Origin of the sequence: Limnobaculum parvum, assembly GCF_003096015.2 — a bacterium.
Lineage (GTDB): Bacteria > Pseudomonadota > Gammaproteobacteria > Enterobacterales > Enterobacteriaceae > Limnobaculum > Limnobaculum parvum.
Window position 1 is genome coordinate 3,386,451 of sequence record NZ_CP029185.2, and the last position, 19,460, is coordinate 3,405,910.

15 protein-coding genes are annotated in these 19,460 nt (G+C 46.2%); 10 read left to right on the plus strand and 5 right to left on the minus strand.

Going from position 1 to position 19,460, the window contains the following annotated elements:
- Positions 1 to 24: 24 nt before the first annotated feature.
- Positions 25 to 2,643, plus strand: coding sequence for a PBP1A family penicillin-binding protein (locus HYN51_RS14290; RefSeq protein ID WP_108900630.1), 2,619 nt, complete (start codon positions 25 to 27; stop codon positions 2,641 to 2,643).
- Between the two features lie 67 nt (positions 2,644 to 2,710).
- On the opposite strand, the gene nudE is transcribed toward HYN51_RS14290, so the two are convergent.
- Positions 2,711 to 3,271: an ADP compounds hydrolase NudE gene (gene nudE / locus HYN51_RS14295; protein ID WP_108900631.1), complete on the minus strand. Its 561-nt coding sequence runs from the start codon at positions 3,269 to 3,271 to the stop codon at positions 2,711 to 2,713.
- A gap of 351 nt (positions 3,272 to 3,622) precedes the next feature.
- On the opposite strand from nudE, the gene HYN51_RS14300 reads away from it, so the two are divergent.
- From HYN51_RS14300 to pckA, 4 genes are all read left to right on the plus strand, one after another.
- The gene (locus HYN51_RS14300) at positions 3,623 to 5,803 is read left to right on the plus strand and encodes an IgaA/UmoB family intracellular growth attenuator (RefSeq protein ID WP_108900632.1); all 2,181 of its coding nucleotides are present in this window, start codon (positions 3,623 to 3,625) and stop codon (positions 5,801 to 5,803) included.
- 158 nt (positions 5,804 to 5,961) lie between these two features.
- Positions 5,962 to 6,366 (plus strand): ribosome-associated heat shock protein Hsp15, encoded by a 405-nt coding sequence (hslR, locus tag HYN51_RS14305; RefSeq protein ID WP_108900633.1) that lies wholly within the window; start codon positions 5,962 to 5,964, stop codon positions 6,364 to 6,366.
- 47 nt (positions 6,367 to 6,413) lie between these two features.
- Positions 6,414 to 7,298 carry an Hsp33 family molecular chaperone HslO gene (gene hslO / locus HYN51_RS14310; RefSeq protein WP_108900634.1) on the plus strand — a complete coding sequence of 295 codons (885 nt, stop codon included), beginning with the start codon at positions 6,414 to 6,416 and terminating at the stop codon, positions 7,296 to 7,298.
- A 221-nt stretch (positions 7,299 to 7,519) separates the two neighbouring features.
- The gene (gene pckA / locus HYN51_RS14315) at positions 7,520 to 9,151 is read left to right on the plus strand and encodes a phosphoenolpyruvate carboxykinase (ATP) (RefSeq protein ID WP_108900635.1); all 1,632 of its coding nucleotides are present in this window, start codon (positions 7,520 to 7,522) and stop codon (positions 9,149 to 9,151) included.
- Positions 9,152 to 9,227: 76 nt separating this feature from the next.
- Here the strand turns inward: pckA and envZ are convergent, their stop codons facing one another.
- The 3 genes from envZ to greB all read right to left on the minus strand — a co-directional run bounded on the left by envZ (position 9,228) and on the right by greB (position 11,955).
- The gene (envZ, locus tag HYN51_RS14320) at positions 9,228 to 10,556 is read right to left on the minus strand and encodes a two-component system sensor histidine kinase EnvZ (protein WP_108900636.1); all 1,329 of its coding nucleotides are present in this window, start codon (positions 10,554 to 10,556) and stop codon (positions 9,228 to 9,230) included.
- Positions 10,553 to 11,272 (minus strand): osmolarity response regulator transcription factor OmpR, encoded by a 720-nt coding sequence (gene ompR, locus HYN51_RS14325; RefSeq protein ID WP_108900637.1) that lies wholly within the window; start codon positions 11,270 to 11,272, stop codon positions 10,553 to 10,555. The genes envZ and ompR overlap by 4 nt, the downstream gene beginning before the upstream one ends.
- Positions 11,273 to 11,469: 197 nt before the next feature.
- On the minus strand, positions 11,470 to 11,955 hold the full coding sequence (gene greB, locus HYN51_RS14330) for a transcription elongation factor GreB (protein ID WP_108900638.1): 486 nt from the start codon (positions 11,953 to 11,955) through the stop codon (positions 11,470 to 11,472).
- 162 nt (positions 11,956 to 12,117) lie between these two features.
- On the opposite strand from greB, the gene HYN51_RS14335 reads away from it, so the two are divergent.
- From HYN51_RS14335 to HYN51_RS14350, 4 genes are all read left to right on the plus strand, one after another.
- Positions 12,118 to 14,448, plus strand: coding sequence for a Tex family protein (locus HYN51_RS14335; RefSeq protein ID WP_108900639.1), 2,331 nt, complete (start codon positions 12,118 to 12,120; stop codon positions 14,446 to 14,448).
- A gap of 561 nt (positions 14,449 to 15,009) precedes the next feature.
- On the plus strand, positions 15,010 to 15,237 hold the full coding sequence (gene feoA, locus HYN51_RS14340) for a ferrous iron transporter A (protein ID WP_108900640.1): 228 nt from the start codon (positions 15,010 to 15,012) through the stop codon (positions 15,235 to 15,237).
- A gap of 59 nt (positions 15,238 to 15,296) precedes the next feature.
- Positions 15,297 to 17,615: a Fe(2+) transporter permease subunit FeoB gene (gene feoB, locus HYN51_RS14345; RefSeq protein ID WP_108900641.1), complete on the plus strand. Its 2,319-nt coding sequence runs from the start codon at positions 15,297 to 15,299 to the stop codon at positions 17,613 to 17,615.
- Position 17,616: 1 nt separating this feature from the next.
- Positions 17,617 to 17,865, plus strand: coding sequence for a FeoC-like transcriptional regulator (locus HYN51_RS14350; protein WP_108900642.1), 249 nt, complete (start codon positions 17,617 to 17,619; stop codon positions 17,863 to 17,865).
- A gap of 1 nt (position 17,866) precedes the next feature.
- On the opposite strand, the gene bioH is transcribed toward HYN51_RS14350, so the two are convergent.
- Positions 17,867 to 18,682, minus strand: a complete 816-nt coding sequence (bioH, locus tag HYN51_RS14355; protein WP_108900643.1) for a pimeloyl-ACP methyl ester esterase BioH — start codon at positions 18,680 to 18,682, stop codon at positions 17,867 to 17,869.
- A 59-nt stretch (positions 18,683 to 18,741) separates the two neighbouring features.
- Between bioH and HYN51_RS14360 the strand changes: the two genes are divergently transcribed.
- Positions 18,742 to 19,440, plus strand: coding sequence for a phosphoribosyltransferase family protein (locus HYN51_RS14360; protein ID WP_108900644.1), 699 nt, complete (start codon positions 18,742 to 18,744; stop codon positions 19,438 to 19,440).
- Positions 19,441 to 19,460: the final 20 nt, after the last annotated feature.

Sequence of the window (19,460 nt, forward strand, 5' to 3'; positions counted from 1 at the left end):
TGTCCATTGCATGGGAATTATCAGGTGAAGTTCGTAAAGTATTTGTTCGTCATTGCAATTTTTTGCTTTTTTTTGGGAATTGGCGCGATTTTTGGCCTCTATAAATACCTTGAACCGGAGCTACCGGATGTTTCAACGTTAAAAGAAGTCAAATTACAGATGCCTATGCAGGTATTTAGCGCTGAGGGTGAGCTTATTGCTCAATTTGGTGAAATGCGCCGTATTCCAGTGACGCTGAAACAAATGCCGCCTCAATTAATTCATGCATTTCTGGCAACCGAAGATAGCCGTTTCTATGAACACCACGGTCTTGACCCTATTGGTATTGCCCGTGCGCTAGTTGTTGCCGTTGGTGCAGGTTCAGCCCAACAAGGGGCTAGTACCATCACACAGCAGTTGGCAAGAAACTTCTTCCTTAGCCCTGAAAAAACCATTACGCGTAAGGCTAAAGAAGCCTTTCTGGCCATTCGTATTGAAAGATCGTTGACCAAAGATGAAATTCTTGAACTTTATCTGAATAAAATTTATCTAGGCTCACGGGCGTATGGTATTGGTGCTGCCGCACACGTCTATTTCGGTAAAGATGTCAGCCAACTGACTTTAAGCGAAATGGCGATGATCGCCGGTCTGCCCAAAGCCCCATCCAGCTATAATCCGATCAATAATCCTGAGCGCGCTCTGGCACGTCGTAATACCGTGCTTTATCGTATGCAGGAAGAAAAATACATTACTCAACAAGAGTATATGGATGCCAAAAATTCACCATTGGTCGCCAACTACCATGAACCCGAAGTCGCATTTACCGCTTCTTATCTGTCGGAAATGGTACGTCAGGAAATGATTGATAGATTTGGCGAAAATGCTTATACCGATGGCTATAAGGTTTACACCACTGTTACCAAATCCTTGCAAACAGCAGCAACCGATGCTGTTCGCAACAACATTATTGATTACGATATGCGCCACGGCTACCGCGGTCCAGAACACGTGTTGTGGAAAGGGGCTGAAACCCCGTGGGGAAAAAAGCAAGTTATTGATTTTTTGAAAGGGGTGCCTAGTTATGGGCCTCTGATCCCTGCGGTGGTAACGAAAACGGAAAGCCAACATGCTACCGTTATGCTAAACGATGGTGAAGCGCTGGCATTACCTTTCTCGGCAATGCGTTGGGCCAGACCGTTCATTAACGATCGCGCAATGGGCGGCAGCCCAGGAAAAGTGACCGATGTCGTTAAAGTAGGTCAACAGATTTGGATCCGCAAAAGTGGTGATCACTGGGTTCTGTCACAGATCCCTGGCGTTAACTCTGCACTAATCTCATTAGACCCGCATGATGGTGCTATAAAAGCATTAGTAGGTGGATTTGATTTTAACCAAAGCAAATTCAACCGAGTGACTCAATCTGTTCGTCAGGCGGGATCTAACATTAAGCCATTTGTCTATGCTGCGGCGCTGGATAAAGGATTGACCCTTTCCACGCTGTTAACTGACTTGCCAATTACGTTAAACGTTGGCGGCGGCAGAACTTGGTCACCTAAAAACTCACCGCCAACCTATGCAGGGCCTCTACGTTTACGGGTTGGTTTAGGTTTATCCAAAAACGTCATGATCGTTCGCGCAATGCGCACCATTGGCGTGGATTATGCCGCTGATTTTCTACAACGCTTTGGTTTCCCTGAGCAAAATATTTCACGAACCGAGTCATTAGCACTAGGAGCCGCATCATTTACTCCGATGCAATTAGCTCGTGGTTATGCGGTATTTGCTAACGGTGGTTATTTGGTTGATCCTTATTTTATCGCCAAGATTGAAAACGATACCGGTACGCTCATCTACAGCGCCACCCCTAAGGTCGCCTGTGGGTTTACCTGCGATCTTCCCGTTGTTTATGGTCCTACCGCAAAATCTCAGGCGATAGTGAGTAATACCGTTGACCCGCACAGTAAAGAAGATGCGGAGGCCACTGCTGCGGCGCTGGCTGCGGTGGCAACAGGCAGCCTACCGAACGCAGATCCTGCCGATGACAGTTCCGATGATGTCGATCCATTAACTGAAAATGCGGTTAACAACATAGCTCCAGTGCCAAATCTGGCGAAAATTGATCCGTCCAAGACCCCTCCGGCGGATCCTTACGCTCCTCACGTTATCAGTTCTGAGTTGGCCTTCCTTATACAAGATGCACTGAAGAGTGATATCTCTGGCGAGCCGGGCGGTGGTTGGAACGGTACTGGTTGGCGTGCAGCAAGGGATCTGAAGCGTAATGATATCGGTGGTAAAACAGGGACGACCAACAGTTCAAAAGATGCTTGGTTCTCTGGTTTTGGCCCGTCTACCGTAACGTCGGTCTGGATTGGATTTGACGATCACCGTCGTGGCCTAGGCCGTGGTGAAGCCGGTGCACAGAGTGCTCAACCCGCTTGGATTGACTTCATGAAGGTGGCTCTGGATGGCTTACCAGTACAGACGACGCCACAGCCTAAAGGCATTATCAGCGTGACTATTGATATGTCTACAGGGCAGCTTCCAAGCGGTGGTCGTAGCCGTTCAGAGTACTTTATTAAAGGTACTGAACCGACTTCACGCGCTTACTCTGAGGTTGGTACTACCGTCACCGATAGCGGTGGTAACACCCATGAGTTGTTCTGATAAATTTTAGAATCATTAACGTAGAAAGGCCGTTCAGTTGAACGGCCTTTTTGTCATTTAATCGATACTACGACTCGACTCGCTGCTGCAAATATTCCCGCGCTAAAAACAATGCGCTAACATTACGCGCTTCGTTAAAATCCGCTTCATTAAGCAAATCGATCATGGTCTCCTGCGGCCAAGTCACCAGCGTCAGGGGTTCCGGCTCATCCCCTTCCAGTTTCTGGACATAGAGATCTTCAGCCAACACGATGGTCATGGTACTGGCAAAATAGGTCGGGGCCAATGTCAACTTTGATAGGATAGTCAGTTTTTTTGCACCATAACCAATCTCTTCCATCAGTTCACGGTTAGCAGCAACCAACACATCCTCATCCGGTTCTACCAGACCCTTAGGAAAACCCAACTCATAGTCTTCAATGGCTACGGCATATTCACGAATCAATAAAATATTGTCACCACTCACGGGAACGATCATCACCGCTTGGCGGCCTTCCGGTAGCAGGCGTTCGTAAACCCGGTTTTCTCCGTTGCTGAAAGCTAAATCAACTGACTGAATACGAAACATGCGAGAACGTGCGATTGTCTCAACATTTAGTATCTGGGGCTTCTGCTGCACTTTACTCATCAAAGATGACCTCGGGGATAATTCCTTTCATACCAATAATAATGTTAACTGGCTTATACTTATTATTACTGACAATATGAAGCATTAATATGACAATATTTCGGAAGTAGCACGCAATTCGTCTTACTGGCTTTGTATTCTGGCTGATACCACTTTACTATAAGTAAATGTTTACATCAGCTTTTTGATACCATCGTAAACTAACTATAAGATAGTTTAGATCAACAAAACTGATACGCTAAAAGGTGCAGACAAGAGAGCTTCTGACAGTTGCCCGCTGAATGAAAAACTTAGCCCCTATTTATCAATCAATATACGACAGAATGGCAGGCCAACGAGTGAGAGTTATCCATGTTTCCCAGTGATGATATAAGCATATTTACCCTATTACTGCTTATCATTTTTATTGCGCTGTCCAGCGTAGGGTTCTACCAATTGTTTATTCACTGGAGGGCGAAAAACGACCAATCTCAGGCTGATCATCTGCCTTTTGTACATAATAGCACCCGTAAACTCTCAACAGATGAAACGTTGGCCATCAATGAGTATCTCGAATTCTTGGAAAAAGTACGCAAAGAGGGAAATAAATCAGGTTCTTTCCTGAAATCAGCCCTGATTCCCTATAGCGATAATGTATACTCTTCCAACTCACCGATTATGTCGTTACCTTCTCCTGACGATAAAGAAAATATAAGACGTTATTACATTGATGGTATTGAGGTTTATTTAGAACCTGAATGGATTGAGTATATTGAAAATAATAATCAGGTTGATATCATCAAAACACAGACCATTCCGCTGGTTATCTCGCTAAACAATCATAAGCTGACTGACTTTGTACAGTCCAAGCACCCAAATAATACCGCTACGGTACCTCAACTTAAACATCCGGCACCAAAAGACAAAGAGAACAGTGATAATGTTGAGTTGATTCGTCTACGCAAAGAGACCACGGCTGAATACAATCTAAAGCCGAAAAAGAAAGTGTATGAATCCCTCATTATCGCCCTCTCTTACGTTCTTTTCTTCTTTAGCCTGATTAGTTCTACTGAATTGTTACCTTGGCTAGTCGTTCTGGCGATCATGCTGTTGGGTATCGGTATTTGGCGCATGTTCCGTGGTGAACTAAAGCAAACTCAATATAATATCCACTGCTTACGTGGTATTCCCAAGCGCTGGGGATTATTTGGTGAATCGGATAACGGTCAGTTAACCAATATTTCTATTGGCGCTATCGACCTCATCTACCCACCGCACTGGCAGCCTTATGTCGGTTACGATCTCGATCATAAAACCAATATTGATATTTATCTGAATCGTTATGTGGTAAAGCAGGGGAAATTCCTCTCGCTGCATAATGAATCGGTTAATTTTCCACTCTTTCATTGGGGAAAAAACCTTGTACTGGCGTTATCTTCTCTACTCGTGATCATATTCTTGCTGACGTCAATTCCTATGAAGCGGCCTCTGGATCTCAGTTTGGCCCTGCTGGATGGTTCAAAAAACATCAGTGTGACCTCGCCGGAACAGCTTAAGACCTCACAAATTGAAATTGGCGATCACTTAACTGTTCAAGGCTCCGGTATGTGCAGTATTCCCGCTATTTACCGTAGCGATATCCTTTATCCCTTTATGCCTTTTGACTGTACAGAAATGTATTGGGGTTCAGTAAATTTACCTTCTCTACCGTCATCAGAAGTGATTGATAACGCGATTGCGCTGCTAGATACCATGAACTATCAGCTTAATCCGCTAAATAATCAGGCGATAAAAAACAATCCTGACTTGGCCAGAACCGCAGAACGCGCAGGCATGACTGTAGTGCCAGATTTTTCTGACATTGTGCTAAAAACCGAAAATTTATGTAAAGATTCGGGTGACTGTCGCCGGTTGAAGAGTTCATTGCTGATTTTAAGTAATGAAAAAGACTGGGATGAACTGGTAGAAAAATCGCAGGTTCATTCATTGAAAGACACCGATGTTTTCCTACGCCCAGTAGCGGCGGATACACTTCGTTCACAGGTAAATTCGATTGTTTCATCATTCTTCTACAGCCAGACCCATCAGGCAGCACAAGCGCTATACAATAAACCGAAAGGCGGATTTTATATTCGTAATGATGATGACGAGATGCAGATGGTCGACAGTGATGAAATCAAAGAATTGACCCATCCAAGCATTCCGTTGAACACTCTGTATGACAATACAGCGATTAAACAGTGGTTTGAGTTACAGCGCCTATCGAACAAGCTACTGAACGCTCACTTTAGCGCCAGCGGTATTGTGATTGATATTCAACCCATTGAAAATGGCACCACCAAAATCTCACTACACAGTGAGTCCAGCTTGGTTTCATTCTGGCGTTATGTGGGAGCCAGCCTACTGTTTATCATTATGACCTTTAGCCTGATTTATAACATCACGCTATTCATTATTCGGCTACGCAAAAACACCCATCGGACAGAAAAAATTCAGGGTTATTACGATCGCTGTTTTGCCAAGGATTTCAGACACACCGTTCAACAAAGCTAATATCAGCTTTTCATCTTTAGGGCGAAATACCTTGATTTATTGTATTTCGCCCATATGTTGAAGTATCGGCAATTTCATCCCCGTTTCATACTCCCGGCAAGCGCAATAGCGAAGTTAGCTATTCCATCTATTGCCGGAGTCATTCAGGAGAATCAGTGATGGCAACTCCACTCGAAGAACAGGGCATTCGGCTCGATAAGTGGCTTTGGGCTGCCCGCTTTTATAAAACGAGAGCCATTGCTAGAGAAATGGTTGATGGTGGCAAGGTTCATTACAACGGTCAGCGTTCCAAACCCAGCAAACTGGTAGAGATTGGTGCTGAAATTCGCCTGAGACAGGGGAATGATGAAAGAACCATCATAGTTAATGCCTTGAGTATACAGCGCCGGGGAGCCAACGAAGCACAGCAGCTTTATCAGGAAACGCCGGAGAGCGTGATTAAAAGAGAAAACATTTCTCAGTCACGCAAGCTGAACGCATTAACAATGCCTCATCCGGACCGCCGCCCGGACAAGAAAGAGCGCCGTAATCTGATAAAATTTAAATATGGTGATGATGAGTAATCTCCCGCTGTTTTGAGAATAGTCATTGCCCTAACGAGAGAAAATACATGCAAAACGCCGATCTGTTACACCGCTATTTATTTGAAAAACATGATGTTAGAGGTGAACTGATCTCACTCAGTGACACCTATTGTCAAATTCTTGAGAACCATGACTATCCGGTTGCGGTACAGCGCCTGCTGGGGGAGATGTTAGTTGCTACCAGCTTGCTTACCGCTACACTAAAATTTGATGGTGATATCACCGTTCAACTTCAGGGCGATGGCCCGGTTAAGCTGGCGGTGATTAACGGCAATAATCTCCAAGAGATGCGCGGTGTTGCTCGCCTCCAGGGAGAGGTGAGTGATAACTTCACGCTGAAACAAATGATTGGCAATGGTTATCTGGTTATTACCATCATTCCTAAAGAAGGCGAACGTTATCAGGGCGTCGTTGGTCTGGAAGGTGAAACCGTTGCTGAATGTATTGAGGCCTATTTCCTCCAATCCGAGCAGCTCCCTACTCGCCTGTTTATCAGAACTGGAGCTTATCAAGGGAAAGCGGCGGCAGCGGGGATGCTGTTACAAGTTCTGCCGGCCCACAAAGGCAATGATAATGAATTTGAGCATCTGGCAACGTTGACGGGAACCGTCAAAGCAGAAGAGCTCTTCTCTCTGAACGTCGAAGAAGTTCTGCACCGTTTATATCATGAAGAGGATGTAACCCTATTCGATGGTCAAAACGTTAGCTTCCGTTGCACTTGCTCCAGAGAGCGTAGCGCACAAGCCTTAATGGCTGTTGCACAGGATGAAATTGATTCTTTAATTGCTGAAGAGGGTCATATTGATATCCACTGCGATTATTGTGGTAATCACTACCTGTTTGAAAAAATGGATATTGATGCCTTAAGATTAAATGGCAGCACCACGTTAGAAAACGACACGCGTCATTAATACACGCAGTGCCGGGAATGAAGCATCATTATTCCCGGCATTTTTATCTTTATTCTCTGCTTATATCCCCTCATTAATCGTTTCACTTCTCAGTTACAGCAATGCAGATCGCATCTTCTATCAAAATTTAGAACAATATGCCGATCCTTGATAGTTATCTCAGTCATCGTCAGGAAAGCCTTTACAATAAGCATCAGTATTCATCTTTTTAAGGAAAAATTATGAGCACAACACGTATCACTCCCCAAGATCTGACTACCTACGGTATCCAAGACGCCACTGAGATAGTGTACAACCCGAGCTATGATTGCCTATATAAAGAAGAAACTCGTCCTGATTTACAAGGATATGAGAAGGGAACAATGACAACCTTAGGTGCCATTGCAGTAGATACCGGCATTTTCACCGGTCGCTCGCCAAAGGATAAGTATATTGTTCGTGATGACACCAGCCGCGACACTGTTTGGTGGGCCGATCAGGGTAAAGGTAAAAACGATAATAAACCTATCACTCCGGCTGTCTGGGCAGAACTCAAAAAACAGGTTGCGAATCAATTGTCAGGTAAGCGTCTGTTCGTGGTCGATGCTTACTGTGGCGCTAACCCTGACACTCGTCTGAAAGTACGCTTTATTACCGAAGTTGCATGGCAGGCCCACTTCGTGAAAAACATGTTTATCCGCCCAACGGATGAAGAACTGAAAAATTTTGAGCCCGACTTTATTGTTATGAATGGCGCAAAATGTACCAATCCTAACTGGAAAGAGCAGGATCTAAATTCAGAAAACTTCGTTGCCTTTAACCTGACTGAACGCGTCCAACTGATCGGCGGTACTTGGTACGGCGGCGAAATGAAGAAAGGTATGTTCTCCATCATGAACTATCTGCTGCCATTAAAAGGCATTGCTTCTATGCACTGCTCTGCCAACGTGGGCAATAAAGGCGATGTGGCGATATTCTTCGGTCTGTCCGGCACCGGTAAAACGACACTTTCAACCGATCCCAAACGTCAGCTTATTGGTGATGATGAACACGGTTGGGATGATGATGGCGTATTCAACTTTGAAGGCGGCTGCTACGCGAAAACCATCAAACTCTCCCAAGAAGCTGAACCTGATATCTATAACGCTATCCGACGTGATGCCCTACTGGAAAACGTGACGGTACGTGCCGATGGCAGCGTAGATTTTGATGATGGTTCAAAAACTGAAAACACCCGGGTTTCCTATCCGATTTATCATATTGAAAATATCGTTAAGCCCGTGTCTAAAGCAGGACATGCGAAAAAGGTCATCTTCTTAACCGCTGATGCCTTTGGCGTTCTACCTCCGGTGTCTAAGCTGACGCCAGACCAAACCCAGTATCACTTCCTGTCCGGTTTTACTGCGAAACTAGCAGGTACCGAACGCGGTATTACTGAACCAACGCCAACCTTCTCTGCCTGCTTTGGTGCAGCCTTCCTTTCATTACACCCAACTCAGTATGCTGAAGTATTGGTGAAGCGAATGAAAGCGTCCGGCGCACAAGCCTATTTGGTTAACACCGGCTGGAATGGTACCGGCAAGCGCATCTCCATTAAAGATACCCGTGCCATTATCGACTCGATTCTGAACGGTGAAATCGAAAATGCAAAAACTATCCAACTGCCAATCTTTGATCTGGCAATACCAACCTCTCTACCGGGCGTAAATCCTGCGATTTTGGATCCGCGTGATACTTACGCCAGTGAAGCAGAATGGAAAGAGAAAGCGGAAAAATTAGCAGACCTGTTCGTCACTAACTTTGATAAATATACCGATACGCCAGCCGGTGCAGCACTGGTCGCGGTTGGCCCCAAAGTGGTCATTAACTGTTAGTTAAATAGAAAGGCACCGACTGGTGCCTTTCTTCTTTGTTAAAATTTGTTAAGACCTATTCCACCATCAAAAATGACTACTCATCAGATTTACTTTCCGTCAGGTAAATCTTAACGCTGAGCCCACCACGTTCACTGGTTCCCATCATGATCTCGCCGTCATGACCATCAATAATGCGACGCAAGATCGATAAGCCTAGGCCTGTACCGCTGATGCTACGAGCGCTATCACCTCGAACAAAGGGTTGGAATAGCATTTCTAACTGATCTTCAGGAATACCAGGGCCATCATCATCGACTTGAAACCACACCCGGCCCTCTTCCTTACCGCTGCTAACTTTAATCCAACCATTACCATAGCGGGAAGCATTCACAATCAGATTAACAATCGCGCGTTTAATAGAAAGTGGATGAATATTGGCAATCAACTCACCTTGATATAAATCGGTGGCAATATCTCGATCGAGCCCACTGGCAGACACCACTTCAGCCAGAATAATATTGATATCACCCGGTTCAGTACGCTGTTCTCTACCGGTACTCAGATAATCAATAAACTGCTCAATAATGGCATTACACTCTTCAATATCTTTATTAATCGACTCCGCCAGATACTCCTCTTTCGACCCCATCATCTCGGTTGCTAGACGGATTCGGGTCAGCGGAGTTCTGAGATCGTGGCTCACACCAGCCATCAGTATGGTGCGATCATTATCCAACTGCTTAACGCCGGAAGTCATGCGGTTAAATGCTCGGGTAACAGAACGTACCTCTGATGCACCATACTCTCGTAATGGTGGAGGCGTCATGCCCATCCCCACCTGCTGGGCGGCATGTTCAAGATCTGCCAATGGCCGGTTCTGAATACGAATAAATAGCCAAGCACCGCCAATGACCATCAGAATAATAGCCAAGGTATAACGAAACAGGGGGGCAAACTCGCCCTGACGTATCTCAGTCAGAGGAACACGAACCCAAACCTTAGGAGCAAACTCTGTCTTTAGCCACACAACCGGCGAGTGATTCCCTAACTGAATGCGAACCTCTGTCGGTCCATCAAGCTGCTGTGACATCTGCTTACTGAGAAAATCATAGCGCTGCGACCAGCGCAATCCACTCTCTTCTGCCGATTCATCCGTATGCAATGAAATCCCCAATTCTCGGTACATCTCTTGCTGGAATTGGGGAGGAATAATCAGGTAAGTTCCATCCTCAAGTTTTAAGCGATCGGTCGTTAACATCCGTACTTCATAAGCTAATACTTTATTAAACTGCTGAATACTTGGCAAAATGGCAAAGTTCAGCACAACAAAGTAGGTCGTCACCAAGCTGATAAACAGCAAGAAGATAATCAGTAATAAAGTACGTGCAACCGCACTGCGGGGAGGGAACCGCCAAAAAATCATGCAGCGCTACCGTCCGGCACAAAAACGTAGCCTAGTCCCCATACGGTTTGGATATAACGCGGGTGTGCCGCATCTTCTTCCACCATGCGGCGCAGGCGAGAAATCTGAACGTCAATAGAACGTTCCATCGCACTGTACTCACGCCCACGAGCCAGATTCATCAATTTATCCCGGGATAATGGCTCTCTCGGATGGCTTACCAAGGCTTTCAATACCGCAAATTCACCGCTAGTTAACGGCATTGGCTCCTCACCTTTAAACATTTCACGAGTGCCCAAGTTCAGCTTAAACTTACCGAATACGATAACCGCTTCTTCCTGTGATGGCGCACCAGGCAGTTCACTGGCCTGACGGCGTAACACTGCTCTAATTCGGGCCAATAGCTCTCTCGGGTTGAATGGCTTAGGAATATAATCGTCCGCACCAATTTCAAGGCCGACAATACGATCAACTTCTTCGCCCTTGGCGGTAACCATAATAATAGGTATCGGATTACTCTGACTGCGCAAACGGCGGCAAATTGATAGCCCATCCTCACCGGGAAGCATTAAATCCAGTACCATCAGATGGAAGGATTCCCGAGTTAATAAGCGATCCATCTGTTCTGCGTTTGCAACGCCACGTACCTGAAAGCCCTGTTCGGTAAGATAACGTTCTAATAGACTACGCAAACGCATATCGTCATCAACGACCAGAATCTTATGATTCTCTTGCATGATTTCGCTCCAAAGGTTTCCTGTGAACAGCTAAACTCAAATCTCAAAATAGGTTTAGCTGAGACAACACAATTTGCATAACTGACACGGGAAAATTGTTACAAAGATTAATCACTGTAAACTTGTGTCTGGTCAGCGCCATAACGCCTATCGGTTAACGCTTGTTACGAACCTCGTTAACCGACTTTAAAACAGTTTTATTCTTCAAAGGGTTGATAGCGAATATCCAATACCCAATAGCTAACTCGACCATTCGGTGTATCTACACTCACTTCATCATCCACTTTTTTACCAATCAGTGCCCGGGCCACCGGCGAATCGATAGATATCCATTTTTTTGCCGGATTAAACTCATCAGGCCCCACTAAACGGAAAACGTTAGTCTCTCCCTCTTCGTTTTCCACTTGAACCCAAGCACCAAAAAATACTTTACCTTCCTGCTGTGGGTTAGGGTCAACAATCTTCAGTATTTCCAGTCGCTTAGTCAGAAAACGAACCCGGCGGTCAATTTCACGCAACCGTTTCTTACCATAGATGTATTCAGCATTTTCAGAGCGATCGCCCATCGCGGCGGCTTCAGACACAGCTTGAGTCACGACAGGGCGCTCTTCACGCCATAAATACTTCAATTCCTTGTCCAGTGCTTCCCAGCCCTGACGGGTGATGTAATTACTTTTTGCCATTAGATTCTCTGCACTTCAAACTATTTCAAATTGTAGCTTAATCAGAATATTTTCACCTTAGTTTATAGTCATTCACCCAGCCTTGTGTCGGTTTCTTCTGGCATTTTTATTCAGTAATCCGTATAACGACTCTAATTTTTCACTCAGACAGATATAGGGTTTATGAATAATCTATTAAGTCGCACTATTGCCAATGAGCTACAGGTAAGACCTGAACAGGTCCTGTCCACCATTAACTTATTAGATGAGGGCAACACCGTTCCCTTTATTGCCCGTTACCGTAAAGAGGTCACTGGCGGGCTGGATGATACGCAACTCAGACAGTTGGAAACTCGATTGGTCTATCTGCGCGAACTGGAAGACCGCCGCCAGACGATTCTGAAGTCCATTGACGAGCAGGGTAAACTGTCTGATGAGCTGGCTTCTGCCATTCATGGCACCATGAGTAAAACCGAGCTGGAAGACCTCTACCTGCCTTATAAACCTAAACGCCGTACTCGTGGGCAGATCGCAATCGAAGCGGGTCTAGAGCCATTAGCTGATTCATTATGGCAAGACCCGCAACAGGAACCGGAACAAGCGGCGTTACCTTACGTAGACAGTGACAAAGGCGTGGCAGATGTCAAAGCCGCACTGGATGGTGCTCGTTACATTCTGATGGAGCGATTTTCAGAAGACGCTGGGTTACTCAGCAAAATACGGGAATACCTGTGGAAGAATGCTTATCTGACCTCTCGCGTGTTAGAAGGCAAAGAGCAGGAAGGTGCAAAATTCCGCGATTACTTTGCCCATCAGGAGCCCATTTCAAGTACCCCTTCCCACCGGGCGCTGGCTATGTTCCGTGGCCGCAATGAAAGTATTTTGAGTCTGGCACTGAATGCCGATCCGCAGCATGATGAGCCACCGCGTGAAAGCTATTGCGAACAAATTATTAGCGACCATCTGAATTTACGCCTGAACAATGCTCCCGCAGATAGCTGGCGTAAAGCGGTGGTTAACTGGACTTGGCGCATCAAAATTTTGATGCATATGGAAACCGAATTGATGGGCAGCCTGAGAGAACGGGCTGAAGATGAAGCGATCAACGTTTTTGCCCGAAATATGCAAGATTTACTCATGGCTGCGCCGGCGGGTATGCGGGGCACCATGGGCCTGGATCCAGGTCTGCGTACCGGTGTGAAAGTCGCCGTGGTAGATGCAACCGGTAAGCTGGTAGCCACCGATACCATTTATCCACATACCGGTCAGACAGCCAAAGCCGCCGCTATTGTTGCTGCACTCTGCATCAAACATAACGTAGAGTTGGTTGCCATTGGTAATGGTACGGCTTCAAGGGAAACTGAACGTTTCTATCTGGACTTGCAACACCAGTATCCGGAAGTAAAAGGCCAAAAAGTCATCGTTAGTGAAGCCGGTGCATCCGTCTATTCAGCTTCTGAGTTAGCCGCTCTGGAATTCCCTGACTTAGACGTATCTTTGCGCGGCGCAGTTTCTATTGCCCGTCGCCTGCAAGATCCGTTAGCGGAGTTGGTGAAGATTGAACCGAAATCCATTGGCGTAGGTCAGTATCAGCATGACGTTAGCCAAACGCTGCTGGCTCGCCGTCTGGATGCGGTGGTTGAGGACTGTGTAAACGCCGTTGGCGTCGATCTGAATACCGCTTCGGTTCCCCTGCTAACCCGCGTTGCCGGTTTAAGCCGGGTGATTGCACAGAATATTGTCGACTGGCGCAATACCCACGGTCGTTTCAATAACCGTAGCCAATTAATGGATGTTAGCCGCCTCGGCCCGAAAGCATTTGAACAGTGTGCGGGCTTCCTGCGTATTAATCAGGGGGATAACCCACTGGATGCCTCAACGGTTCACCCAGAAACCTATCCGGTGGTTGAACGTATTTTGCAGGCGACGCATAAAACCCTGCATGACTTGATGGGCAGCCCTGATGCATTGCGCGGTATAAAAGCGTCAGACTTTACCGATGAACGCTTTGGTGTACCTACCGTTACCGATATTCTGAAAGAGCTGGAAAAACCGGGCCGTGATCCACGCCCTGAGTTTAAAACCGCTAATTTTGCTGAAGGGGTGGAAACCCTGAATGATCTGAATATCGGTATGATTCTAGAAGGTACGGTGACTAACGTAACTAATTTTGGTGCGTTTGTGGACATTGGTGTGCACCAAGATGGTCTGGTACATATCTCTTCTTTGGCTGATAAGTTCGTGGAAGATCCCCACACCGTGGTCAAAGCCGGTGATGTCGTTAAAGTCAAGGTGATGGAAGTCGATCTGGACCGTAAGCGTATTGCCTTATCCATGCGGCTAGATGAACAGCCTGGGGAAGGAAGTAGCCGGAAATCAGCACCTGCCGATAACGATAGCAAGCCACAACGTCGCTCGGCGCCACAGAAGGCAAAACCAGCCTCCGGCGGCAACAATAACAATAGTGCGATGGGCGATGCACTGGCTGCGGCATTGAATAAAATGAAGCGCTGATAGAAATGTAATCAATTATCATGGCTGCCAATGAATAAATATTTTCTGACCGCAGCCGTGATTATTATTCCGTTTGGCATGAATCATTACCCTATGTAATCCTTGGGTTATTAACCTGTTAGATCAATAGTGATAACACATTCCACTTAACCACTTCTGAAATAAGCCTAATTTATTTTTTCGGCGGTTAAACGATAGCAACTCCACACACGTTCTTTTCTGACATACTGCAATACCTGTCAAATTAATCACAACATAATCAGTATGTTAAATTTATTTGCATTTTGATCAGCGCTTCAATTTTCCGATACTTTCTATTATGTCGGCCTAGATTGGTAGACAAAAGCAGTAATAATTATTTACGCTTAGTCAGCCACATAGTATTGTATACGAGAATCATTCTTAATAGCATTATTATTACGGACATGAAGCGTTGCGTAAATGACCGGATGACAAGGTTCATCCCGGGAAGCAGAATTTAGAACATCATTTATAGCTAAAGATCATTTCCCGATAAATCTTATATTGTTATAAACATGAGTTAAGGTTAACCAGAACGCTATGACTCCTCTACAACCTCAGTGCTCATACAAAATCACCGGGTTCGCACCTGAGATCAACCCTGCATATCGTCAAAAATTGTTATCTCTCGGGCTATTACCCGGTTCAGTATTCCGCGTTATTCGCGTAGCACCATTAGGCGATCCGATTCAAATCGAAACACCACGGGTGTGCTTAGTTTTGCGAAAGAAAGACCTGAATTTTATTAGGCTCGCACTGGTTGAATAACTTAAAACCAGTTCGGTAAATAGAAGTCTTACTCACTTTTATCTCTTTTTGGCTGAAAAATGAAACAACTTACTATCGGGTTAATCGGTAACCCAAACTCAGGTAAAACCACACTGTTTAATCAGCTTACCGGCTCGCGTCAACGCGTAGGCAATTGGGCTGGGGTCACTGTTGAGCGTAAGGAAGGCCATTTCAAAACCGATGACAGCCAGGTAACCTTGGTAGATTTACCGGGAACCTACTCGCTAACCACAATCTCTGAGCACACTTCCCTTGATGAGCAGATTGCCTGTCATTATATCCTGAGCGGAGAAGCCGACCTGCTTCTCAATGTGATGGATGCTTCCAATTTGGAACGCAGTCTGTATTTGACGCTTCAGCTGTTGGAGCTGGGTATTCCCTGCATTATCGCTCTCAATATGCTGGATATTGCTCGCGATCAGCATATTGAAATTGATATTGAAGCCTTATCGAAAAAGTTAGGGTGCCCAATCATTCCATTGGTTTCAACCCGTGGGCGGGGCCTGAAAGAACTGAAGTCTGCGATTGACGGCCCGCAGCTAAATCAACATCAATCGCTAATCACTTACCCTGATATCATTGAAGATCAGGCGGCCAAGCTGGCTAGCCTGATGCCAGCCCAATTGCCAGACCAACAAACTCGCTGGCTGGCTCTCCAAATGTTAGAAGGTGATATTTATAGTCGATCGCTGTCCGGCGCGGCGGAAACCCAGCTACTGCAGGCCCGTTCTGTGCTGCAACAGCATTATCAGGAAGATCCGGGGCTAATCATTGCTGATGCACGCTATCAAACCATTGCCACCATTTGTCACGATGTGCATAACCTGAGTCAGGCACAACCGAGCAAGCTAACCCAAACTTTAGATAAAATCTTGATTAATCGCTGGCTTGGGTTGCCTATCTTCCTGTTTGTGATGTATCTGATGTTCGTGCTGGCCATTAACATCGGTGGTGCACTACAACCGCTGTTTGACGTTGGTTCTGCGGCCATTTTTATCTCTGGCATTCAATGGGTTGGTCACGCACTGAGCTTCCCTGAATGGCTAACAATTTTTCTGGCGCAGGGTGTCGGTGGCGGTATCAACACGGTACTCCCATTGGTACCGCAAATTGGCCTGATGTACCTGTTCCTCGCTTTTCTGGAGGATTCCGGTTACATGGCGCGCGCAGCCTTCGTCATGGACAAACTGATGTATGCGCTAGGATTACCCGGCAAATCGTTTGTTCCGCTGATCGTCGGCTTTGGTTGTAACGTGCCTTCCATCATGGGTACCCGTACTCTGGATGCACCACGCGAACGTTTAATCACGATACTGATGGCCCCGTTTATGTCCTGCGGTGCCCGATTGGCGATCTTTGCGGTTTTCTCCGCTGCTTTTTTTGGCAAAGATGGCGCACTGGTGGTCTTCTCGCTGTATATACTGGGTATCGTAGTGGCTATTCTTACCGGCCTAATGTTGAAATTCACCATTATGCGCGGCGAATCGACGCCATTTATTATGGAGTTACCGGTTTACCACGTTCCCCACTTCAAAAGCCTGTTGTTACAAACCTGGCAGCGTCTGAAAGGCTTCGTGTTGCGTGCCGGTACGGTTATCGTTATCGCCAGCGTATTAATTGGTGGTCTCAACAGTTTTTCATTTTCCGGCAAACCGGTGAATAACCTGAATGATTCGGCCCTAGCCTCTACCAGTAAAGTGCTGACGCCGCTGCTTCATCCTATTGGCGTTACTCAAGATAACTGGCAGGCTACTGTTGGCTTAATTACCGGTGCTATGGCGAAAGAAGTGGTGGTAGGTACCCTAAATACCCTGTACACCGCAGAGCAGATTACCAACAAGCCATTCGACTATGAAAACTTTAATCTGCTAACTGAGCTGGAAGGTGCGGTAATAGAAACGTGGGAAAGTCTGAAAGGTACTTTCACTCTCAGCGCATTAAGTAACCCGATTGAGGCCAGTAAAGGCGATGGCGAGATGGACGGCACCTCAATGGGCGTCATGAGCAGCAAATTTGGCAGTATTTCTGCCGCCTATAGCTACCTGATCTTCGTGTTGCTTTACGTTCCTTGTGTTTCAGTTATGGGGGCAATTGCCCGTGAGAGCAGTAAAGGCTGGATGATCTTCTCTATCTTCTGGGGATTGGATATCGCCTACAGCCTGTCAGCAGCGTTCTATCAAATAGCCAATTTCTCTGCTCACCCGCAGCAAAGTAGCGTGATTATTGCCGCCATTGTGATATTTAACCTACTTCTGATGTATGCCCTGTACCACTTACGCGATAGGGTAACCACCAGCATGCCGAAAGCGGCCCCAGAAGTTTGCTGTAAAAATAATAAAGCGGGGAATTGCCACTAAAATGGTCAGCTTAATTGCCATCCGTGATGCCGTTGCCCTACAAGGCATCGCGGAATTAAATCAGCTCAGCCGTCAGTTTGACCAACCTCCAGTGCTGATGCAGGCTATGCTAAAACAGTTGGAAACAATGGGAAGAATTGAACGGGTAGAAGCTGACAACAGTTGTCTGATAGGCAACTGTAAGGATTGTCCTGAAGGGAAAAAGTGCCTGACTGAAGCTTACAGAATCAAAAAGAATATCTCAGCCTGAATCAGTCCATTCCCTTCGTTACCCCATCCTCATTTTCTAGCGACAACGCCCGGATAAAACTCAGCAACTGATGACAAAACTCATCCGGATGAGAGATAAACGGTGCATGGGCCGCATGATTAATCAGAATCGAGCGGGATTGTGGCCATAATGCATCTAACTGAGGAATCATCCGTCTCGGTACTAACCCATCAAGAGAACCATAAATTCGTAGTAGAGGTATGGGTAAGTTAATCAATGCCTGACGCAAATCATTCTCTGCCAGCAAGTCCAATCCACCGTGCAACACACTAACTTCGGGCATCGGACAATCCAGCACCACTTGGTTTAATTTTTGGGCATCGTTTCTAGCATTAGGCGCCCCTAGCGTTTGTAACGCCATAAACTGAGCGACCGTTTGTTCAAAGTTCTGACTGAGCTGCACTTCAAAACCACGTAACACATCGGCTCGAATACCCGGCCACTGATCTTCATCGCTGGCACAAAAACAGGGGGAAGAAGCCACAGTAATTAAAGCCTGCATGCGCTCTGACGCCATTAAAGCTATTTTACTGGCAATCAGTCCCCCCATTGACCACCCGAGCCATACTGCCTGTTGAGGCGCATTCTCCAGCACAACCTCTGCCATCTCTCGTAAACTGAGTACACCGTATCCCTGACTACGACCATACCCGGGCAAATCCACCAGATGAAGTCGAAAATGCGGCGCAAGTCGGTCGGTAATGCAACCCCAAACCTCGGCATTCAGTCCCCATCCGTGCAGTAGCACAAGATCGATCTGACCTTCACCAAAAATCCGCCAGTAAAGAGATGTCATGAAGTAAAGTCCACTAAGCAAACCCGTCAGGGAAACCAATCAAGAGAAGATAACCTACTATGCCTTTTATCGATAGCCTATGCTGGCTCTGCCAGCGACCTCTAGCGATAGCTCACCACGGTATTTGCAGTATTTGTTTGAGCCTGTTACCCACATTACCTCACTGCTGCCATCGCTGTGGTTTACCCGCAGAACCACTATTATCATTCTGTGATGAATGCCAACGAAAGCCTCCAGCCTGGTCACAGCTTATTGCCGTCAGCGACTATAGCTATCCGATAAAATACTTTATCACCCGACTGAAATTTTATAGAGAGGATAAATATGTCCCTCTGCTTTCACGGCTGCTGCTTTTAAGGTGGCTCGATGCTCACCGCAACCAACAAATAGAACGCCCGCAACTATTGCTTACCGTTCCACTACACCATACACGCCATTGGAAACGAGGGTTTAACCAGACCGCGCTGATTGCCCATCGGCTGGTACGTTGGATCAACATTCCTTACCGAGAAGATATCCTTATCCGCCATCGCGCTACACCACCTCAACAAAGCTTAAAAGCCGAGCTGCGCCAGCATAATCTAACCAATGCCTTTTCCTGTGCTGGGGATATACGTGGCCTACACATCGCTTTGCTGGATGACATTGTTACTACGGGCAATACGGTGGCAGAAATCACCCATTTGCTATTACACCACGGGGCCGCTTCAGTACAAATTTGGTGTTTATGTCGAACCTTGAAGAGTGAGGGTAAATAGGCGTATTATATCCGACAAGA

What these genes read in the sequence shown, in the direction of transcription:
- pckA (WP_108900635.1), top strand. Translation starts at nt 7,520, where the DNA reads ATGAGCACAACACGTATCACTCCCCAAGATCTGACTACCTACGGTATC.
- HYN51_RS14360 (WP_108900644.1), top strand. Translation starts at nt 18,742, where the DNA reads ATGCCTTTTATCGATAGCCTATGCTGGCTCTGCCAGCGACCTCTAGCG.
- hslO (WP_108900634.1), top strand. Translation starts at nt 6,414, where the DNA reads ATGCAAAACGCCGATCTGTTACACCGCTATTTATTTGAAAAACATGAT.
- bioH (WP_108900643.1), bottom strand. Translation starts at nt 18,682, where the DNA reads ATGACATCTCTTTACTGGCGGATTTTTGGTGAAGGTCAGATCGATCTT.
- feoB (WP_108900641.1), top strand. Translation starts at nt 15,297, where the DNA reads ATGAAACAACTTACTATCGGGTTAATCGGTAACCCAAACTCAGGTAAA.
- greB (WP_108900638.1), bottom strand. Translation starts at nt 11,955, where the DNA reads ATGGCAAAAAGTAATTACATCACCCGTCAGGGCTGGGAAGCACTGGAC.
- HYN51_RS14335 (WP_108900639.1), top strand. Translation starts at nt 12,118, where the DNA reads ATGAATAATCTATTAAGTCGCACTATTGCCAATGAGCTACAGGTAAGA.
- HYN51_RS14350 (WP_108900642.1), top strand. Translation starts at nt 17,617, where the DNA reads ATGGTCAGCTTAATTGCCATCCGTGATGCCGTTGCCCTACAAGGCATC.
- HYN51_RS14300 (WP_108900632.1), top strand. Translation starts at nt 3,623, where the DNA reads ATGTTTCCCAGTGATGATATAAGCATATTTACCCTATTACTGCTTATC.
- nudE (WP_108900631.1), bottom strand. Translation starts at nt 3,271, where the DNA reads ATGAGTAAAGTGCAGCAGAAGCCCCAGATACTAAATGTTGAGACAATC.
- feoA (WP_108900640.1), top strand. Translation starts at nt 15,010, where the DNA reads ATGACTCCTCTACAACCTCAGTGCTCATACAAAATCACCGGGTTCGCA.
- envZ (WP_108900636.1), bottom strand. Translation starts at nt 10,556, where the DNA reads ATGATTTTTTGGCGGTTCCCTCCCCGCAGTGCGGTTGCACGTACTTTA.
- hslR (WP_108900633.1), top strand. Translation starts at nt 5,962, where the DNA reads ATGGCAACTCCACTCGAAGAACAGGGCATTCGGCTCGATAAGTGGCTT.
- ompR (WP_108900637.1), bottom strand. Translation starts at nt 11,272, where the DNA reads ATGCAAGAGAATCATAAGATTCTGGTCGTTGATGACGATATGCGTTTG.